Below are 15,616 nucleotides of genomic sequence, written 5' to 3'. Positions count from 1 at the left end.
TAGTAAACGGCTTAATTTATCGTAATAAACCAATAGATTACTTCCCTGCTCTACCGATATTACCTAAAATATTACCATCAGAGCTTTTAGAGCAAAGACCGATATTAAAGCAGCAGAGCAGAATTTACTAGCAGCAGATGTAAACTTAAAAACAATAAAAGCTACTTATTTTCCACAAATTTCTTTAACAGGCTTATTAGGATTCGGTAGCAATAAACTTAATACTCTGTTTACTAATTCAGCTGAGACTTGGCAGGTAGGCGGCAACATAGCAGGACCTATTTTTGATTTTGGCAAATAACAATGCTTAAAACAATAATGCGGAATTTGATATTGATAACATTACTAGTACTAAATAGTAATATTAGTGGTTTGGGTAATAAAACATCATAATAAAAGCAGTAAACAAATCACTATAGCAGCTCCGGTTGAGGTAACACAAGTTATCAGAAAAGACGTATCTGATGTGATAGAACTTGCAGGAGTAGCTGAAACTGACCAAAGTGCCGATATTCAATCTCAAGTTACGGGCCAAATATTAAGTGTAAATTTTGATGACGGACAAGAAGTAAAAACAGGTGATTGATTATATGAAATCGATTCTCGTCCTTTTCAAAATCAATTACAGCAAGCACAAGCAAATTTACTAAGTGATACTTATAACCTTGAAGATGCTATAAAAGAAAAGGCAAGATATCGTGCTTTATACGAGGAAAAAGCTGTTTCGGAAGAGCAGTATTTACAGATACTAACTAATATGAATATGCTTAGGGCCACCGTGGAACGCGATAAAGCAATTATTGCAGACGCTAATTTACAAATCGAGTATTCAAAAATAGTAGCTCCTTTTGATGGTAAACTTAGTGAGAGTAATGTGGATATAGGTGATTTAGTATCGCCGGATTTTGTGCGTCTAGTAACTATCAATACTAGCTCGCCTATTTATGTCAGCTTCTCCGTACCTGAAAAATATCTCGAGCGTATTAATAAATCTCAAAAATCTAATCATTTAGCTTTGACGGTTAGAACCGTAAGCGACCAAGAAATTAAAGACGGTGAGATCGTTTTTGTCGATAATTCGATTGATCCAAATAGCGGCACTATCAAAGTTAAAGCAACACTACCTAACCAAAACGAAATATTATGGCCGGGACAGTGTGTTCGTGTATCCCTAACGATTTACATCGAACAAGAGGCTTTAATAGTTCCGTCTAAAGCCATGCAAACTAACGATCAAGGTCCTTATATATTTGTTGTCGATCAAGATATAATAAAGCCGTGGTCAAGAATATAGATATAGTGTTTTCTAATGATGATTTTATTGTTATTAAAAGCGGTATAGATGAGGGAGAAACGGTAATCACCAACGGGCAGCTACGATTATCTAACGGAGCAGAGGTGAGTGTTAGGGAGGAGTAGTGTCAAATCGTCATTGCGAGGAAATTACAAAGTAATTGACGAAGCAATCTTAGGAGTTTGTCATTATTTCATGAAATTGCCACGCTGCTTACAGTCGCTCACAATGACGATATGTATGACAGAAAAAATCCATAAAACAGGAAAAAATAATTGGGTATTTCAGAAATATTTATTAAGCGTCCGGTTCTTGCTACTTTATTCATGGCAACTATTTTGCTGTTTGGAGCATTCGGCTATAGGATATGACCGGTAAGCGTTTTACCTGACATCAACTGCCCGACTATTCTGGTTTCAGTAAGCTTGCCTGGAGCTGACCCTACTACTATGGCATCTTCAGTTGCATTACCGCTTGAAAAGCAATGCTCGACGATATCAGATATTGACTCGATGAGTTCGGTTAATAGTAACGGTACTACTCAAATTACTTTGCAGTTTAATTTAGACCGAAATATAGATGCAGCGGCACAAGACATACAAGCAACTACCGAACGACTTACCTACCCCGCCCTCATATTGTAAAGTAAATCCTGCCGACGCACCTATATTTTATTTATCTTTAACCTCTGAGACTCTTCCCCTTATATACCGTGGACTATTACGCCGAAACAATTATGGCTGAGCGTTTATCTATGCTGCCGGGTGTTGCACAGATACAAGTTTACGGCTCACAGCAATATGCAGTGCGTGTGCAGATTGACCCTGTGAAAATGGCAGCAAATAATATAGGGCTTGACCAAGTATCAAACATTATCAGCTCTGCTAACGTTAATTTACCGACCGGAGCTTTATACGGTACAGATATCTACTCAAGCATTAGAGCCCCTGGGCAATTACAAAATGTTAAAGAATATAATGAGTTAATATTAACTTATAAAAACGGTAATCCGCTTTTTCTTAAAAATATTGGGAAAGCCATTGATAGCGTAGCTAATAATAAAATAGCCGCTTGGTATAGGGATAAGCCGGGGGTAATACTTGCTATTCAAAAACAACCGGATACTACTAATACTATTGAAATAGTCGACTCTATAAAAGAAGTATTGCCGTTGCTTCGCAGGCAAATCCCTGAGGGCATTAATATTAATATCATGTTTGATAGGTCAATTTCTATATCAGAGAATCGGTAAATGATACCAATTTTACTATGCTACTCGCTTTAATACTCGTAGTGATTGCTATATTTCTCTTTCTACATAACTGACGGTCCGTGATTATTCCGACTATTGCCCTTCCTTTATCAGTTGTCGGTACTTTTGCCTTTATATATCTATTCGGTTATAGCATCGATAATATGTCTTTAATGGCTCTAACGCTTGCGATGGGTTTTGTCGTGGATGATGCAATAGTAGTGCTTGAAAATATCACACGACATATGGAAAAAGGCGAGAGTAAAATAGCAGGATGTATTAACGGTACTAAAAGAAATAGGATTTACTATCGTCTCAAGGACTTTATCCCTAATGACGATATTCATCCCAATATTATTTATGAGCGGAATTTTAGGGAAGCTACTGCACGAACTTGCCGTTGTTATTACTACCTCTATTTTGCTTTCGGGAGTTATCTCGATAACCGTAACTCCTATGTTATGTAATGTGTTTTTGAGGGATCGTCATTGCGAGGAACGTAGTGACGAAGCACTCTCAGGGCAACCAACCGAGATTGCCACGGCGCCTTTGACGCCTCGCAATAACGACCTACCACTAACCGAAGAAGCCTTTGAATATGTCAAACAAAAATATGGTAGCAGTCTAAAAACAGTAGTAGAGCATTCAAAAACTACTATGCTTATATTTTTCTCTTAGTAATCATCGCAACGGCTTATTTATTTGGGAAAGTACGCAAAGGCTTTATGCCTTATTCCTATACGGGACAAATCTTAGTTTTTACCGACGCCGCTCAAACTATTTCTTTTGATGCGATGGTGCAAGAACAGCAACAAGTAAGTGATGTATTACTTAAAAATCCTAATATAGATTCATTTTTTTCTGCCGTAGGTGTTTCAGGTAGAAACTCTGCCGTAAATCAGGGTACGATTTTGATTAGCTTAAAACCTCGTGATCAAAGAATAGGAGCTGACGCCGTTATAGATCAGTTATGTTCAAAACTAAATCATTTAGTAGGTTTAAGGGTATATATCCAGAACGCACCTACTATTACGATCGACGGACCAGCAACCAAAAGCCAATATCAATATACTATGCAAGAACTCGATCAAGATGTACTATTTAGCTTTGCACCGAAATTAAAGGACAAGCTCGCACGACTGCCAGGTTTTATTAACGTAACTTCGGATTGACAAATAGCACAGCCATAAACTTTAGTGCAGATTGATAGATATAAGGCTGCAAAACTCGGTATATCAGTCGAGCACGTCCAGAATATCTTATATGCAGCTTACGGTGCTGAGCAGATTTCCACATTATATACCCCAACAGCTCAATATGACGTTATTTTAGAGCTAGATCCTAAATATCAAACAGATTCATCAATGTTATCTTTAGTCAATATTAACTCCACAAACGGCAATTTAGTAACGCTAACTACCCTTGCTAAAATTGTAGTATTTCACATTTCGGGCAATTACCTTCAGTTATGGTATCATTTAACCTGCAAGATGGATATTCAATTAGTGATGCCGTTCCAAAAGTTAATCAAGCAATAAGAGAGTTACAAATGCTGGCTACGATTACGGGAAGCTTCCAAGGAACAGTTCAGGCATGTCAGTCGTCTTTTTCCGATCTTGGCTTATTGCTTGGACTTGCCGTTATAGTTATTTACATCATCCTTGGCATGTTATATGAAAGTTTTGTGCATCCTATAACTATACTTTTAGGACTACCTACCGCTATATTGGGAGCATTACTCGCTCTACTAATATTTAATAGCGAACTTGATATGTACGGATTTGTCGGACTTATAATGTTAATCGGTATAGTGAAGAAAAACGCTATCATGATTATCGATTTTGCCTTAGAACTTGAGAGAACTGGCAATCAATCTTCGGCATGAAGCAATTTATGAAGCATGTATAATACGATTCAGACCGATTATGATGACTACCCTAGCTGCCTTAATGAGAACTATGCCTATTGCGCTTGGAGTCGGAGCAACAAGAACAGAGAGAAGATCACTAGGACCTGCAGTAGTGGGAGGTTTACTCACACATTGCAATTACTTACTCTTTATACATCACACCGATAATTTGCCTATATTTAGAAACAGTTAAGAAATGGTTAAAGCATAGCAATTATAAAGCTGAAATTAGAAACTATCCGGAATTAAATTGGAAATCTTAATGTTGTTGTATGGCGCGAGAAACTCGTTCGGCGTTATACCGTGGCTTGACCACGATATCCAGAAAATAACTAAAAATACTAATAATATTAGTATTTTTGACTAGCTCCCGTGGACAAGCTACGGCGTGACAGTGGTATCAAGCGTGTTCAGTATTCGGCATCGTGTTCTCTTCTCCAGTAACCGTAATTTCATCACTATCATAATTAAATGTGTCCGTTGTAGAAGGAGTAGACGGTACAGGCGATGTGCTTACTAACTCATAAGACTTTTGATCTAAATAGTCTCTTACTTCTCGTTTACCAAGCAATTCCATAGCATCATTTTTATTCCTTTCTTTTATATATGCTTCAGGAATATATGCCTTAATATATTCCATATCAGATGCGTTTTTTAATAAATAAGGTGATACAAATTCTAGTATGTCCTTACCGCTTCTTTTATAATTAGCAAATGAGTAAGCAACACAAATACCATAGTCATTTAATAAATGCTTGTGTCTTGTCTGTTGAATGTTGTTTTGCAGATTCCACAGCTCTTAAAGCATATAATATCTGTTCTCTTGTTGCTTGAATAGAAACATCATCTGAAGCCATACCGTAAGCTTTTTCAAGCTCTTGATCTTTAAAAATGTAATTTTTTTGTTAATTCTTTTATTTCAGTAACAATAGGGTTTTGAAGACCTTTTATAAAGGTAAGACTAGCAGTACTTACTGAGAGTTTACTTTTCATAATATACCTATATTTCTATATTCAAATATTAATTTTTATTAATAAATAATAAACCTATTGGTAGTGATAAATATATCATATCAGAGATTGCTGTATATATCTAAAGACTGGAGATTTCTGCTTTTAGCTAAGAATAGGCTTATTATATCGAACAAGCATTACTGCCGTTATCATCATCTTCAAGGATAAATTTTTGCTTTACCTTAGAATTGTTATTATACGGCTTACTATTTTTTACCGGTGGATAATTTACAGGCTCATAATTTGTAACGGGCGGGGCATAATTTTGATTTACTACAGCATTTGGACAAGTATATTTTGATATATCACGCTTAGTTTCTCTAAGCATGGCTTTTATCTGATTTAATTCCTCTTGTATCTTTTTTTCTTTATCGCTATCGTCTTTTCTAACCTTTTTATTCGCTCTACTTAAAGTCATATCATCATCGGATTCAGCGAAACCGGCTTCTGCTTTTTGCCTTGCTATATCCCTTTTAATCATCTTAAGATACATTTCACGATTTCTCTTTACAGGATCGATTCTTTCTCCTCTTAAAGGACTATCACTATCATAGTCATCATCGTTATCATAATCAAGATTATCTTCTACTATATTCTTTTTAGCCAAAGTAATATATTTATTATTATATACAGGTTTTCTCTTGCCGCCTTTAGCACCTTTGCTATCAACCAATCTGTTATTTGCTGATCTTTGAAAATAGCTTCTAAAATTATCTGTACAAGCTGAAAGTAAAAACATTCCTAAAAATAATATTATAATTTTTTTTAACATATATTTATATTATTCCAAAACTTTTATTAGACTTCCTGTACAACTTAGCTAATAAGGAGGAATTTGTAGAAGACACGGAACACAGCACCGCAGCGTACGCTTTGGTACGTGAGGATAAGAGTAACGGATCGACGCACAAATTACCCTTAGAAGCAAGTTATGCAAAAAGTCTAATATGATTAATGCCACATAATAGCCAAACTTGCAAGAATAAAGAGCCGAACTGCTATGTGCTTAATTAAATTATTGTTATTCTGAGGTATTTTTGGTCTTGTTGTATGTCTCCACCCCGTCATTACAAACGACTAAAAGGAGCGTGGCAATCTCAGGACTTTAGCACGAGATTGCTTCGTCAAAACTTACAGTCTTTCCTCGCAATGACGGAAAACAAAATCTAAATCACCTCTTCTATTAGGTTACTTAATAGCTTATGCCCTTCTTTTCTTCTTTTTAATAAATTTTGTGAAGCATCCTCTAATATTTTTGGATTACTTATCAACTCGAGTATTTTATCTGCTAATTTTCCTGCAGAAATATTATTCTGCTCTAAACACCATCCTGTTTTTTCATCTTCCAATAATTGTGCATTGTAATATTGATGATTATCCGCAGCACTAGGCAGTGGAATAAAGATTGCCGGCAACCCTATATAGGTCAATTCTTCTATAGTAGATGCTCCTGCTCTTGAAATCACTAAATCGGCTTCTTTATATTGCAATGCCATATTATCAAAAAATTCAGCAAATTCATAGGTAATGTTTAATTTCGAGTATATATCTTTTATTTTTACTTGATCATCTAATGCCGCTTGCTGGATTATATTTAATTCAAGACTTGGCTGTTTTTGCATCAAAATTTGGATACTTGCAGGTATCAGCTCTGAAAATAACTTAGCTCCTTGACTACCGCCAAAGATGAATATTGTAAAAAGCTTGTCATTCCGTGGCTTAACCACGGAGTCCAGTGCTTTTATTAAAGACTTTTTGGACCCCGTGGTCAAACCACGGGACGACATTTCTATAACCTTTAATTCCCTAATATTCTCTCTAACTACCCCACCGGTAACTACTATTTTACTTTTTGCAAATTCCGGTAAATTCTTTATTTTTTCATAAGAAATAGCTATCTTTTTAGCAAAGCTTGCAAAAAATTTATTAACTTTTCCAAGGTAAGAATTCTGTTCATGAATTATAATCGGTACTCTTAAAAAAATTGCCGCAAACATTGGAGCTATAACAGGATAACCGCCAAACCCTACAGTAACGGAAGGCTTCATATTATATAATAATTTAATAGCCTTTAAAACTGCAATTGATAACCTAGGTAAAAACAAGAAAATATTACCTGAGCGTTTTAAATCTAGAATATGAAAAATTACTTTCATATCCTGCTTTATATATTGTTTGCATCTTAAATCAGTAATAAAATAAACTTCATAGCCACGTTTGATTAATTCTTCTCCAAGAGCAACTGCCGGAAAAAAATGTCCCCCCGTCCCTCCTGCTACCAAAATGATTTTTTTCATATTTCAATATTACGAATTTTGTACGAATTTAACGGCGTTCGGTATCTTGTAAAGCCAAGAAGCATACCGGTAGCGATAGCTATTGCAAGCGTTGAAGAACCACCGTAACTAATAAACGGTAATGTCATACCTTTAGTAGGAAGTAAATGTAAAGTCACACCCATATTAATTATTGCCTGAAGCCCTAATTGTGCAATTATACCGCTAGCAGCGAATTGTACAAATTTATCTGTTTCGTTTAATAACTTAATAAGACTTCTTAATACTATAAAAGCAAATATACCTATAACAATAAGGCAAATAATAGCTCCAAACTCCTCACCTGCTACAGCAAAAATAAAATCCGTATGCGAGTCGGGTAGTACCTGCTTGACTGCCCCCTCCCCTGGACCTCGTCCATATAACCCGCCATGCTCAAACGCCTTAAGAGACTTACTAACTTGATAATTCTCGCTACTATCTGGATCTAAAAACGAATTAATTCTTTGCGTTACGTGCGGTAACCAAAAATAAGCAATAGTTACTCCTATCATTCCTAAAAAACCGGCTAAAACAATCCAAAATATCGGCATACCCGCAATAAACAGTTGAATACCAAAAACTGCCGTAATCATTACAAGCATTCCAAAATCCGGCTGAATAATTAAGAGAATAGCAACAATAGAATAAAGTATTACACAAATCGTAAAACTTGGAAAATCATCATTAAATTTTAGCGATAATATCCAGCCCGTAACAACTGCAAAAAACGGTTTGATAAATTCCGAAGGTTGAATAGATAGACCTAGAATATTAATCCATCGCACTGCGCCTTTTACTTCATAGCCAAAAAATTTAACTGCTATTAATAAAACTATACTAGCAATAAATCCAACTATTGCAAAACGCCTTAACCATTTTTTATTAAGACATGAAAATAATAATATCAGTCCTGAAGCGGCAGCTAAATAAAATATTTGTCTAGATGCAAAATAACTTTCTTCAAGACCTATTCTACTTGCTACTGCTGAACCTGAGGTAGTCACAAGCATTAGACTAAAAGCAAATAAGATAATTAAAGAAATTATTATTTGCCTATCGGTACTCCGCCACCATAATTTTATAAAGTTATTAGATATTTCGTTATGCATATTATAGTTATTCAATTATGGCTATATTTATAATGTTATTGCATGGATCGGAAAACACCCTCGATGTCACTCCGTGGCTTGACCACGGTATCCAGAAAAACAATAAAAAATACTAATATTATTTAGTATTTTTAACTAGACCCCGTGGTCAAGCCACGGAGTGACAGGATACTACACAATTTTATAAACAACTCGCCACGCTCTTCAAAATTTTTAAACTGATCATATGAGCTACAACTAGGTGCTAACAAGATATTTTTTACCTCCGCGTTATCACCTACTGCATCCTTATAAGCAAGATCGAAAGCCTGCTCAAGATTATCACATATTACAAAATCTACTATATTCTTAGCAGTATTTGCAAATATTTCTTTAGCTTGACCATAAAAATAAGCTTTCTTAATGTGACTGAAATAAGGCTTTATTTCCTCAATACCACCCTCTTTAGGAATTCCTCCCGCAAGCCAGTAAATATTATCGAGTGCTTTAATTGATTGCACGGCAGATATGGCATTTGTCGCTTTACTATCATTGTAAAAACTTATATTATTTATACTACCGATATATTGCATTCTATGAGGTAAACTTTGAAAACTACTTATAGATTCAAGTATTTTTTTAGGTTCTACTCCTATTATTTTAGCTACTGCATAACTTGCTGCAATATTCTCACAATTATGAACTCCTTGCAGGTTTTTATTAAAAGGTACAGCATAATGCATAAAGCTTGATACAAGCGAATTTTGCAGGTCTTGCCTGTGCTCACGTATTTTTATACACTCCGGCTCCGCAGGCTCACCTTGAAATTCATCTTGTCTAAAACTTTCTGAATTATGCTGTAATTCAAAACTTATATCATCAAAAAAATTAGCTCTAATTTTATCATCAACTACCGAAATACCGTTTTCAAGAATTTGAGCAACCGAAAAAGGAATTAGCTTTATACGCTGCTCTTGCTGCAATTTTATAAAGACTTCACGACAATAATCATTATCGATATTAATTACCGCATAACTCTCTTGATCCATTCGATCAAAGATCTTAGATTTTGCGGCAATATAGCAGGTCATATCCTGATGTCTATCTAAATGGTCGGGAGTTATATTAAGAAGCACGGCTATTTTAGCTGTAAAGGTTTTTACTAGATCTAGCTGAAAAGAAGACAATTCAAGTACATATCCATCCTTACTTGCTTTAGCTTGCAAAGCAGAAACTCCAATATTACCGGCAACCGGATAGTCTAAACCGCTACTATTTAAGATATGGCTTATTAAAGCAGTAGTAGTACTTTTACCGTTTGTACCGGTTATAGCTATAAATTTTAAGTTTTTTGATTTTGCAAATAATAAGTCTATATCAGAAGTGATTGGAATATTAAAACTTTTTGCAATATTGACTATCTCATGCGTTAAAGGAATTCCAGGACTTAAGACAATTGTATCTAAATTTTGCCATCTTGAATCAGATAAAGCAGCGATAGCGGTTTTACTATATAATTCTTCAAATATATCTCTATTTGCTTTTAAATCATCATAAACAATTACATCATATTTATTTTGCAATTCCTCGTAAACCGATATACCGGTTTTACCAAGCCCAAAAACACCTATTTTTTGTTTTGTATGAGAATTCATGAATTAATTTGCAAAAACATTGCAGTCTTAGTATTCAAGAACAGGTATACTTGATTAACTTCAAAAAGAGCAAGGAGTTTACAAGTCGAGGAGCGGAGCATATACTTAATACGTAAGCACCGCAGATCTTGTAAAACGACGTAGCCAATTTTTGAAGTTAATCAAGTATACTAATGCATGTCCTGCATTAATGCTTGTTCACCTTCATTAAATTCACCTTGTCCTTTTACATTACTGTAAATTGTTTTGCTATGCCCAGGATCAGGTAAATAATAATGAGGCGGAACTTCTAGTGCTTTAGCACGCTGTACTTGATACTCATTAGGTCCAACTGTTGATATACCTACGGTTTCTTTTAACTTTTTACTACAAGCAGAAGTAATTAATAAAACAGTAAATAATACAAAAATCTTTTTCACTTAAACACCTATAAATTAAAATTATACTAGCCTCCTTGCAAAATGAACTTCTAGAGGTAATTTGTACGTCAATCCGGTACTTGAATCCTCACGTAGGTCTACTACGCTACGGTTCTGCGTTCTGTATTTCCTTCAAATTCCTCTCTATAAGTTTAATTTTGCAAGGAGGCTATTTTATCGTTACCACCCTTATCGGTATTACGAATTTTTTCAGCCATAGCTTCAATTTGAGCATTATCATAATTCCCTTTAGCCTTTTCTTCAATAACTTTTTTAGTACTATAATAATCTTCTATTAAGATAATTACTCCTATTGTAATAAAGCAATCAGCTAAATTAAATACGGGGAAGCTATAATTCTGATAATGAAAATGGATGAAGTCAAAAACTGCTCCTCTAAAAAATCTATCAATTAGATTACCAACAGCTCCGCCGATTACAAAGCTATAACCGGCAAAGCTTCCGATCGTTTTTGAACGTATCATCAAATAATATAAATAACAGACAATAATCGTGTTCGTTATTAAGAAAATAGCATTGCTATATTGATAATATTCACGCATTAGACCAAAGCTAATACCGTAATTCCAAGTATAAACCATATTTAAGAAAGAAGTAACCTTAAGCATTAAGCCCGGCTTCCATCTCAAATTATCAATAAACCACCATTTACTTAACTGATCAATAATCACTAAGGTTATTATTATACGACTACTACGAGCAAATGTGAGATATAGTTTTTTTAATAGTGGGAGCATAATTGTAAATGTCATTCCCGCGAAAGCGGGAATCCAGAAAAAATAACCTTAATATTAATACAAAATTATATATTTGATAAAATAAACCTATAAAAAACAAGTTTTTTATAGATTTTACTAGATTCCCGCTTTCGCGGGAATGACATAAGAGTCGTACAACACCAAGTTGATTACGGTATGACAAGGATTCACTCTACAATGAAACTGTGGCTGCTTTATCAGCTTGCAATTCCTTATCAAGCTTAACACTTAAAGTTTTTATTTCTTTTTTAAATTGTTTAAATTTCTCTAAATTTTTTCCGTTTAATTCTATACCCGGTGTTGTTTTAACTGACATAGGATTAACATGTTTGCCATCAATTTTAACTTCATAATGTAAATGTGGAGCTGTAGCTCTGCCGGTACTTCCGACATATGCAATGATTTGTCCTTGTTTTACGATACTTCCCACTTTTAAATTTTTTGCAAAATTTGAAGCATGCGCATAAGCAGTAGATAGCGTACCGCTATGTTTTACCTGAATAAATTTTCCATAACCTGACTTCCAACCTATTTCTGTTATAACTCCGTTTCCTGCGGAATATATAGGCGTACCGGTTGGAGCTGCAAAGTCAACCCCCCTATGCATTTTAGTATAACCGAGTATCGGATGTTTTCTATTACCGTAATGTGAAGAAACTTTTATAACTTTTAGCGGAGTTTTAAGTAAGCTTCTTTTTACGCTTTTACCGTCTTCGGAAAAAAATGCATGATTATTTGTGTTATTGTCATGAGAATAACGATATATATTATATTCTTTCCCTGAAAGATTTAATGAAACATATAGAATTTTACCGTGGTGGGAAAATTTACCATCTTCCGTTACGTATTTTTCCGTTATTACGGTTGCAATATCACCGCGTTTTATTTGACGCTGAAAATCGATTTGATAAGCATAAGCATTAATCAGCTCTATTATACTGTTATCCGATAAGCCCAGTTTTTTAAGAGCTGACATAAAATTTGCCTCAATACTTACCGACGATTTAGCAACTTTTTTACTTAAAGGTACTACAATTTCTTCAACTTTAAAATTATCACCTTCTCTAATTACTTCAATAGTTTTTAGCTTATCGATAATTATAATGATTTTATTTAAGAATGCTACCTCTGAGGTTAAATCTTCATCCTCGTTTTCGATAATTTTTGTTTCATATTCAAAAGTAATTTGCTGCCCTATTTTAAGAGCAGAAGATAATTTTCCCTCCTTTATTAAACTTACAATTTTGTCTATTTCATTTTTAGGGATATGTTGTTCTATCAAAATTGACTTTATAGTATCGCCTTTTTTTACTACTACTTCTTTAAATGAAATTGTTTCTTCTTCACTACTATCAGGTTGTACTAAAGTTATGGATAAAGTGTTGTTAACATAATTATTAACAGCAAAAGAGACAAAAACAACTAATCCTATAAATAATAATAAGGAGGCAGAGGTGAGGATTTTCCTGAGACGTGCACTAATAAAAGATGATGGTAATATGCCATTAAAATCATAAGATAGTGCGGTATCACTCATTAATCACTCATTAAAATTGCTCTGAAGATTATTTGAATCAATTTTTCATTACTAGTAATAATATGAACTATATACAAACAAATTACAATAGAAAATTGTAAAATTTTGTTTTATTTCTGTCTTAATTAGTTTTTTATTGATTAAAATTTAATTTTTATTAACTTATATAGATAAATATTATGCCTAGACTTTTCCTATTTGTATTAATTTTTTATTAATTTTTATAAATCTTATGTCCTGCTCATCTAGCCATAATACTGTCAAATTACCCAAAATAGAATATTATGAGAATATTTCTTTAAATAAAAACTGTCCTATAAATAGTGAAATAGTTCTAGTAGGCGGTTGTTTTGATTTATTACATTACGGTCATATAGAATTTCTACGCAAAGCTAAAAAACACGGTAAATACTTAATCGTTGCTTTAGAGCCGGATGAAACAATTATTAAATATAAAAAACGTCAACCTATCCATAATCAATTACAACGAGCAAAAATTTTAAGTTCTTTCACATTTGTTGATAAAGTACTTATATTACCTAAACTAAAAGATTTTAATGATTATGCTCGGTTAGTGCAAAATATTTGTCCTTCTGTAATCGCCGTAACAAAACACGATCCTCAGTTAATAAATAAATTCAAGCAAAATTAAGAAATGCGAAAGTAATAGAAGTTATTGACTTACTGCAACATCCTAATATAGGTACACTTTCTAGCTCAAATATTATTAAAAATATGTAGTTTTTACAAAAATTTATCGATTTTTACTTTAATAAAACTGTATATCCATTTATATTAAATGTAAATAACTTTATATGTGCTATGCAAAATATTATTAGACATCTTTCCAAACCAGCTTATAGAGAGGAATTTAAAGAAGACACTTCCCCTCGAACCGCAGAGTGCAAAAGCGTAAGTGAGGATTCGAGTACCGGATTGACGTATACATTACCTCCAAAAGCGAAATTTGGAAAAATGTCTATTGCTTTAATTTGTTTTTTGATTGTTAGCAGTAATTGCTTTGCTTCCGAGCCGTTACCTTGGCAAGTAACGTTCCAGCCGCCGGCAAGTCCGATTATGGAGGAATTACATCATTTTCATAATTTTCTGCTTTATATCTCAACAGCTATTGTTTTATTTGTTGCCGGATTACTTGGCTTTGTATGCATCAGATTTAATGCAAAAAATAATCCCGTACCGGCAAAATTTTCACATAATGTTTTAATAGAAATAATTTGGACTGTAATACCTATAATAATTTTAGTTATTATTGCAGTGCCGTCTTTTAAAATATTGCGTCATGCCGAAAAAATACCCGAAACGGATTTAACTATTAAAGTAGTAGGTTATCAATGGTATTGGCATTATATATATCCTGATCATGATAATTTAGAATTTGATAGCGTAATGATCTCTGATGAGAATTTAAAACCTAACCACAAAAGATTATTAGACGTTGATAATCGAATTGTTATCCCTGAAAATGCTACCGTAAGGTTTCTCATTACCGCAGGTGACGTAATACATAGTTTTGCCGTTCCATCACTTGGATTTAAAATAGACGCAGTCCCAGGCAGAATAAACGAAACCTGGACAAGAGTGGCTAAAAAAGGCGTATATTACGGACAATGCTCCGAACTATGCGGCATCCATCACGGCTTCATGCCGATTGCTATAGAAGTAGTAAGTAAAGAGGATTTCGACAATTGGATTGCAAGCAAGAATAAGACTGCTATGAATGGCAAGAAGCCAAAATTGGTAGCTAACTAATTATATTTAGAAGTTCTATGGAAAATTATAATACAAAAATATCTGAACTAGATAAATTACTAAACGATATAACCGATTCTAATCGACATCAAGAAATTATTAAGTAGTGATGATTCAGCAGGTAAAGAAGCATGGTAATTTATAACGCAAGTATTTTATAAACTAAAACTATTACTTTAAATTTTTTAATATATGACTAACCACAATAACCCTTATCCCCATCTTTTTCCTAAACAAGCAAAAGAAACGATATTTTTAAAACATTTTATCCATAATCTAAATATAATAGTCGGAGATTACACTTATTACAATGACGCTAATCACCCTGAGAAATTTGAATATGAAAATGTTAGAGGAGCTTATTTTGTTAAATTGATTATAGGAAAATTTTGTGCTATTGCTATGGGTACTAGTATAGTATTGTTGTCGGTAATCCTGCAAAGATATAGATTTCCTGATGAGATAGTTGAGCAATTACTTGAAATTCAATGGTGGGATTGGGATTATGATAAAATCACTCGGAATATTCCGGCAATTGTTGGAGCAGATATCGAACAATTAAAACAGGCAGAATAATAATT

General features: G+C 33.8%; 18 protein-coding genes and 6 pseudogenes. 15 read left to right on the top strand and 9 right to left on the bottom strand.

Annotation, left to right across the window (positions count from 1 at the left end):
• Nucleotides 1-70 precede the first annotated feature (70 nt).
• From ACSFFC_RS05555 to ACSFFC_RS05505, 11 genes and pseudogenes are all read left to right on the top strand, one after another.
• Nucleotides 71-301 (top strand): TolC family protein, encoded by a 231-nt coding sequence (locus ACSFFC_RS05555; protein WP_499217222.1) that lies wholly within the window; start codon nucleotides 71-73, stop codon nucleotides 299-301.
• A 66-nt stretch (nucleotides 302-367) separates the two neighbouring features.
• Nucleotides 368-586: a biotin/lipoyl-binding protein gene (locus ACSFFC_RS05550; protein ID WP_014410664.1), complete on the top strand. Its 219-nt coding sequence runs from the start codon at nucleotides 368-370 to the stop codon at nucleotides 584-586.
• Between the two features lie 9 nt (nucleotides 587-595).
• Nucleotides 596-1,294 carry an efflux RND transporter periplasmic adaptor subunit gene (locus tag ACSFFC_RS05545; protein WP_081497772.1) on the top strand — a complete coding sequence of 233 codons (699 nt, stop codon included), beginning with the start codon at nucleotides 596-598 and terminating at the stop codon, nucleotides 1,292-1,294.
• Nucleotides 1,279-1,419: a hypothetical protein gene (locus tag ACSFFC_RS05540; protein WP_156144471.1), complete on the top strand. Its 141-nt coding sequence runs from the start codon at nucleotides 1,279-1,281 to the stop codon at nucleotides 1,417-1,419. The genes ACSFFC_RS05545 and ACSFFC_RS05540 overlap by 16 nt, the downstream gene beginning before the upstream one ends.
• A gap of 258 nt (nucleotides 1,420-1,677) precedes the next feature.
• Nucleotides 1,678-1,938, top strand: a pseudogene (locus ACSFFC_RS05535) (efflux RND transporter permease subunit); the annotation flags it as partial.
• A 92-nt stretch (nucleotides 1,939-2,030) separates the two neighbouring features.
• A complete protein-coding gene (locus tag ACSFFC_RS05530) occupies nucleotides 2,031-2,546 on the top strand; it encodes an efflux RND transporter permease subunit (protein ID WP_014410663.1) in 516 nt (171 codons plus the stop codon).
• A gap of 80 nt (nucleotides 2,547-2,626) precedes the next feature.
• Nucleotides 2,627-3,224 (top strand): annotated as a pseudogene (locus ACSFFC_RS05525) (efflux RND transporter permease subunit).
• Nucleotides 3,225-3,271: 47 nt separating this feature from the next.
• Nucleotides 3,272-4,084: pseudogene (locus ACSFFC_RS05520) on the top strand (efflux RND transporter permease subunit).
• Nucleotides 4,015-4,431 (top strand): efflux RND transporter permease subunit, encoded by a 417-nt coding sequence (locus ACSFFC_RS05515; protein WP_331270836.1) that lies wholly within the window; start codon nucleotides 4,015-4,017, stop codon nucleotides 4,429-4,431. Before ACSFFC_RS05520 ends, ACSFFC_RS05515 begins: the two are co-directional and overlap by 70 nt.
• A 40-nt stretch (nucleotides 4,432-4,471) precedes the next feature.
• Entirely contained in the window at nucleotides 4,472-4,648 is a 177-nt protein-coding gene (locus ACSFFC_RS05510) for an efflux RND transporter permease subunit (RefSeq protein WP_081463600.1), read from the top strand.
• A 69-nt stretch (nucleotides 4,649-4,717) separates the two neighbouring features.
• Nucleotides 4,718-4,819, top strand: a pseudogene (locus ACSFFC_RS05505) (permease); the annotation flags it as partial.
• A 36-nt stretch (nucleotides 4,820-4,855) separates the two neighbouring features.
• Here ACSFFC_RS05505 and ACSFFC_RS05500 read toward each other — a convergent pair.
• Entirely contained in the window at nucleotides 4,856-5,095 is a 240-nt protein-coding gene (locus ACSFFC_RS05500; RefSeq protein ID WP_014410660.1) for a hypothetical protein, read from the bottom strand.
• A gap of 495 nt (nucleotides 5,096-5,590) precedes the next feature.
• Nucleotides 5,591-6,241 (bottom strand): hypothetical protein, encoded by a 651-nt coding sequence (locus ACSFFC_RS05495; protein ID WP_012719668.1) that lies wholly within the window; start codon nucleotides 6,239-6,241, stop codon nucleotides 5,591-5,593.
• 11 nt (nucleotides 6,242-6,252) lie between these two features.
• Between ACSFFC_RS05495 and ACSFFC_RS05490 the strand changes: the two are divergent.
• A pseudogene (locus ACSFFC_RS05490) lies at nucleotides 6,253-6,411 on the top strand (palindromic element RPE1 domain-containing protein); the annotation flags it as partial.
• A 224-nt stretch (nucleotides 6,412-6,635) separates the two neighbouring features.
• Here the strand turns inward: ACSFFC_RS05490 and murG are convergent.
• The 7 genes and pseudogenes from murG to ACSFFC_RS05455 form a co-directional block, all read right to left on the bottom strand.
• Nucleotides 6,636-7,766, bottom strand: coding sequence for an undecaprenyldiphospho-muramoylpentapeptide beta-N-acetylglucosaminyltransferase (gene murG, locus ACSFFC_RS05485; protein ID WP_014410657.1), 1,131 nt, complete (start codon nucleotides 7,764-7,766; stop codon nucleotides 6,636-6,638).
• Nucleotides 7,763-8,896 (bottom strand): putative lipid II flippase FtsW, encoded by a 1,134-nt coding sequence (gene ftsW, locus ACSFFC_RS05480; protein ID WP_014273448.1) that lies wholly within the window; start codon nucleotides 8,894-8,896, stop codon nucleotides 7,763-7,765. Before ftsW ends, murG begins: the two co-directional genes overlap by 4 nt.
• Nucleotides 8,897-9,027: 131 nt before the next feature.
• Complete coding sequence (gene murD / locus ACSFFC_RS05475; RefSeq protein ID WP_014410656.1) at nucleotides 9,028-10,530, bottom strand: UDP-N-acetylmuramoyl-L-alanine--D-glutamate ligase; 1,503 nt, start codon at nucleotides 10,528-10,530, stop codon at nucleotides 9,028-9,030.
• A 170-nt stretch (nucleotides 10,531-10,700) separates the two neighbouring features.
• On the bottom strand, nucleotides 10,701-10,949 hold the full coding sequence (locus ACSFFC_RS05470) for a DUF3035 domain-containing protein (RefSeq protein ID WP_014410655.1): 249 nt from the start codon (nucleotides 10,947-10,949) through the stop codon (nucleotides 10,701-10,703).
• A gap of 24 nt (nucleotides 10,950-10,973) precedes the next feature.
• Nucleotides 10,974-11,098, bottom strand: a pseudogene (locus tag ACSFFC_RS05465) (palindromic element RPE1 domain-containing protein); the annotation flags it as partial.
• A gap of 3 nt (nucleotides 11,099-11,101) precedes the next feature.
• Nucleotides 11,102-11,707, bottom strand: a complete 606-nt coding sequence (gene lspA, locus ACSFFC_RS05460) for a signal peptidase II (protein ID WP_004995831.1) — start codon at nucleotides 11,705-11,707, stop codon at nucleotides 11,102-11,104.
• Nucleotides 11,708-11,900: 193 nt separating this feature from the next.
• A complete protein-coding gene (locus ACSFFC_RS05455) occupies nucleotides 11,901-13,265 on the bottom strand; it encodes a M23 family metallopeptidase (protein ID WP_014410654.1) in 1,365 nt (454 codons plus the stop codon).
• Between the two features lie 232 nt (nucleotides 13,266-13,497).
• Here ACSFFC_RS05455 and ACSFFC_RS05450 point away from each other — a divergent pair, with 232 nt between their 5' ends.
• The 3 genes from ACSFFC_RS05450 to ACSFFC_RS05440 all read left to right on the top strand — a co-directional run bounded on the left by ACSFFC_RS05450 (nucleotide 13,498) and on the right by ACSFFC_RS05440 (nucleotide 15,611).
• Complete coding sequence (locus ACSFFC_RS05450) at nucleotides 13,498-13,917, top strand: FAD synthase family protein (protein WP_014410653.1); 420 nt, start codon at nucleotides 13,498-13,500, stop codon at nucleotides 13,915-13,917.
• 170 nt (nucleotides 13,918-14,087) lie between these two features.
• Nucleotides 14,088-15,035 carry a cytochrome c oxidase subunit II gene (gene coxB / locus ACSFFC_RS05445; protein WP_014410652.1) on the top strand — a complete coding sequence of 316 codons (948 nt, stop codon included), beginning with the start codon at nucleotides 14,088-14,090 and terminating at the stop codon, nucleotides 15,033-15,035.
• Nucleotides 15,036-15,227: 192 nt separating this feature from the next.
• Nucleotides 15,228-15,611 carry an LbetaH domain-containing protein gene (locus ACSFFC_RS05440; protein WP_004995837.1) on the top strand — a complete coding sequence of 128 codons (384 nt, stop codon included), beginning with the start codon at nucleotides 15,228-15,230 and terminating at the stop codon, nucleotides 15,609-15,611.
• Nucleotides 15,612-15,616: the final 5 nt, after the last annotated feature.

Source organism: Rickettsia parkeri, from assembly GCF_051427245.1.
GTDB lineage: Bacteria > Pseudomonadota > Alphaproteobacteria > Rickettsiales > Rickettsiaceae > Rickettsia > Rickettsia rickettsii.
This window is presented reverse-complemented; position numbering and strand designations above follow the sequence as displayed.

Excerpts from the sequence above, each read along its gene's own strand:
- ACSFFC_RS05530 (WP_014410663.1), top strand. The coding sequence starts at position 2,031 with ATGGCTGAGCGTTTATCTATGCTGCCGGGTGTTGCACAGATACAAGTT.
- ACSFFC_RS05515 (WP_331270836.1), top strand. The coding sequence starts at position 4,015 with ATGGTATCATTTAACCTGCAAGATGGATATTCAATTAGTGATGCCGTT.
- ACSFFC_RS05510 (WP_081463600.1), top strand. The coding sequence starts at position 4,472 with ATGATGACTACCCTAGCTGCCTTAATGAGAACTATGCCTATTGCGCTT.
- ACSFFC_RS05500 (WP_014410660.1), bottom strand. The coding sequence starts at position 5,095 with ATGGAATATATTAAGGCATATATTCCTGAAGCATATATAAAAGAAAGG.
- ACSFFC_RS05495 (WP_012719668.1), bottom strand. The coding sequence starts at position 6,241 with ATGTTAAAAAAAATTATAATATTATTTTTAGGAATGTTTTTACTTTCA.
- murG (WP_014410657.1), bottom strand. The coding sequence starts at position 7,766 with ATGAAAAAAATCATTTTGGTAGCAGGAGGGACGGGGGGACATTTTTTT.
- ftsW (WP_014273448.1), bottom strand. The coding sequence starts at position 8,896 with ATGCATAACGAAATATCTAATAACTTTATAAAATTATGGTGGCGGAGT.
- murD (WP_014410656.1), bottom strand. The coding sequence starts at position 10,530 with ATGAATTCTCATACAAAACAAAAAATAGGTGTTTTTGGGCTTGGTAAA.
- lspA (WP_004995831.1), bottom strand. The coding sequence starts at position 11,707 with ATGCTCCCACTATTAAAAAAACTATATCTCACATTTGCTCGTAGTAGT.
- ACSFFC_RS05455 (WP_014410654.1), bottom strand. The coding sequence starts at position 13,265 with ATGAGTGATACCGCACTATCTTATGATTTTAATGGCATATTACCATCA.
- ACSFFC_RS05450 (WP_014410653.1), top strand. The coding sequence starts at position 13,498 with ATGTCCTGCTCATCTAGCCATAATACTGTCAAATTACCCAAAATAGAA.
- coxB (WP_014410652.1), top strand. The coding sequence starts at position 14,088 with ATGCAAAATATTATTAGACATCTTTCCAAACCAGCTTATAGAGAGGAA.
- ACSFFC_RS05440 (WP_004995837.1), top strand. The coding sequence starts at position 15,228 with ATGACTAACCACAATAACCCTTATCCCCATCTTTTTCCTAAACAAGCA.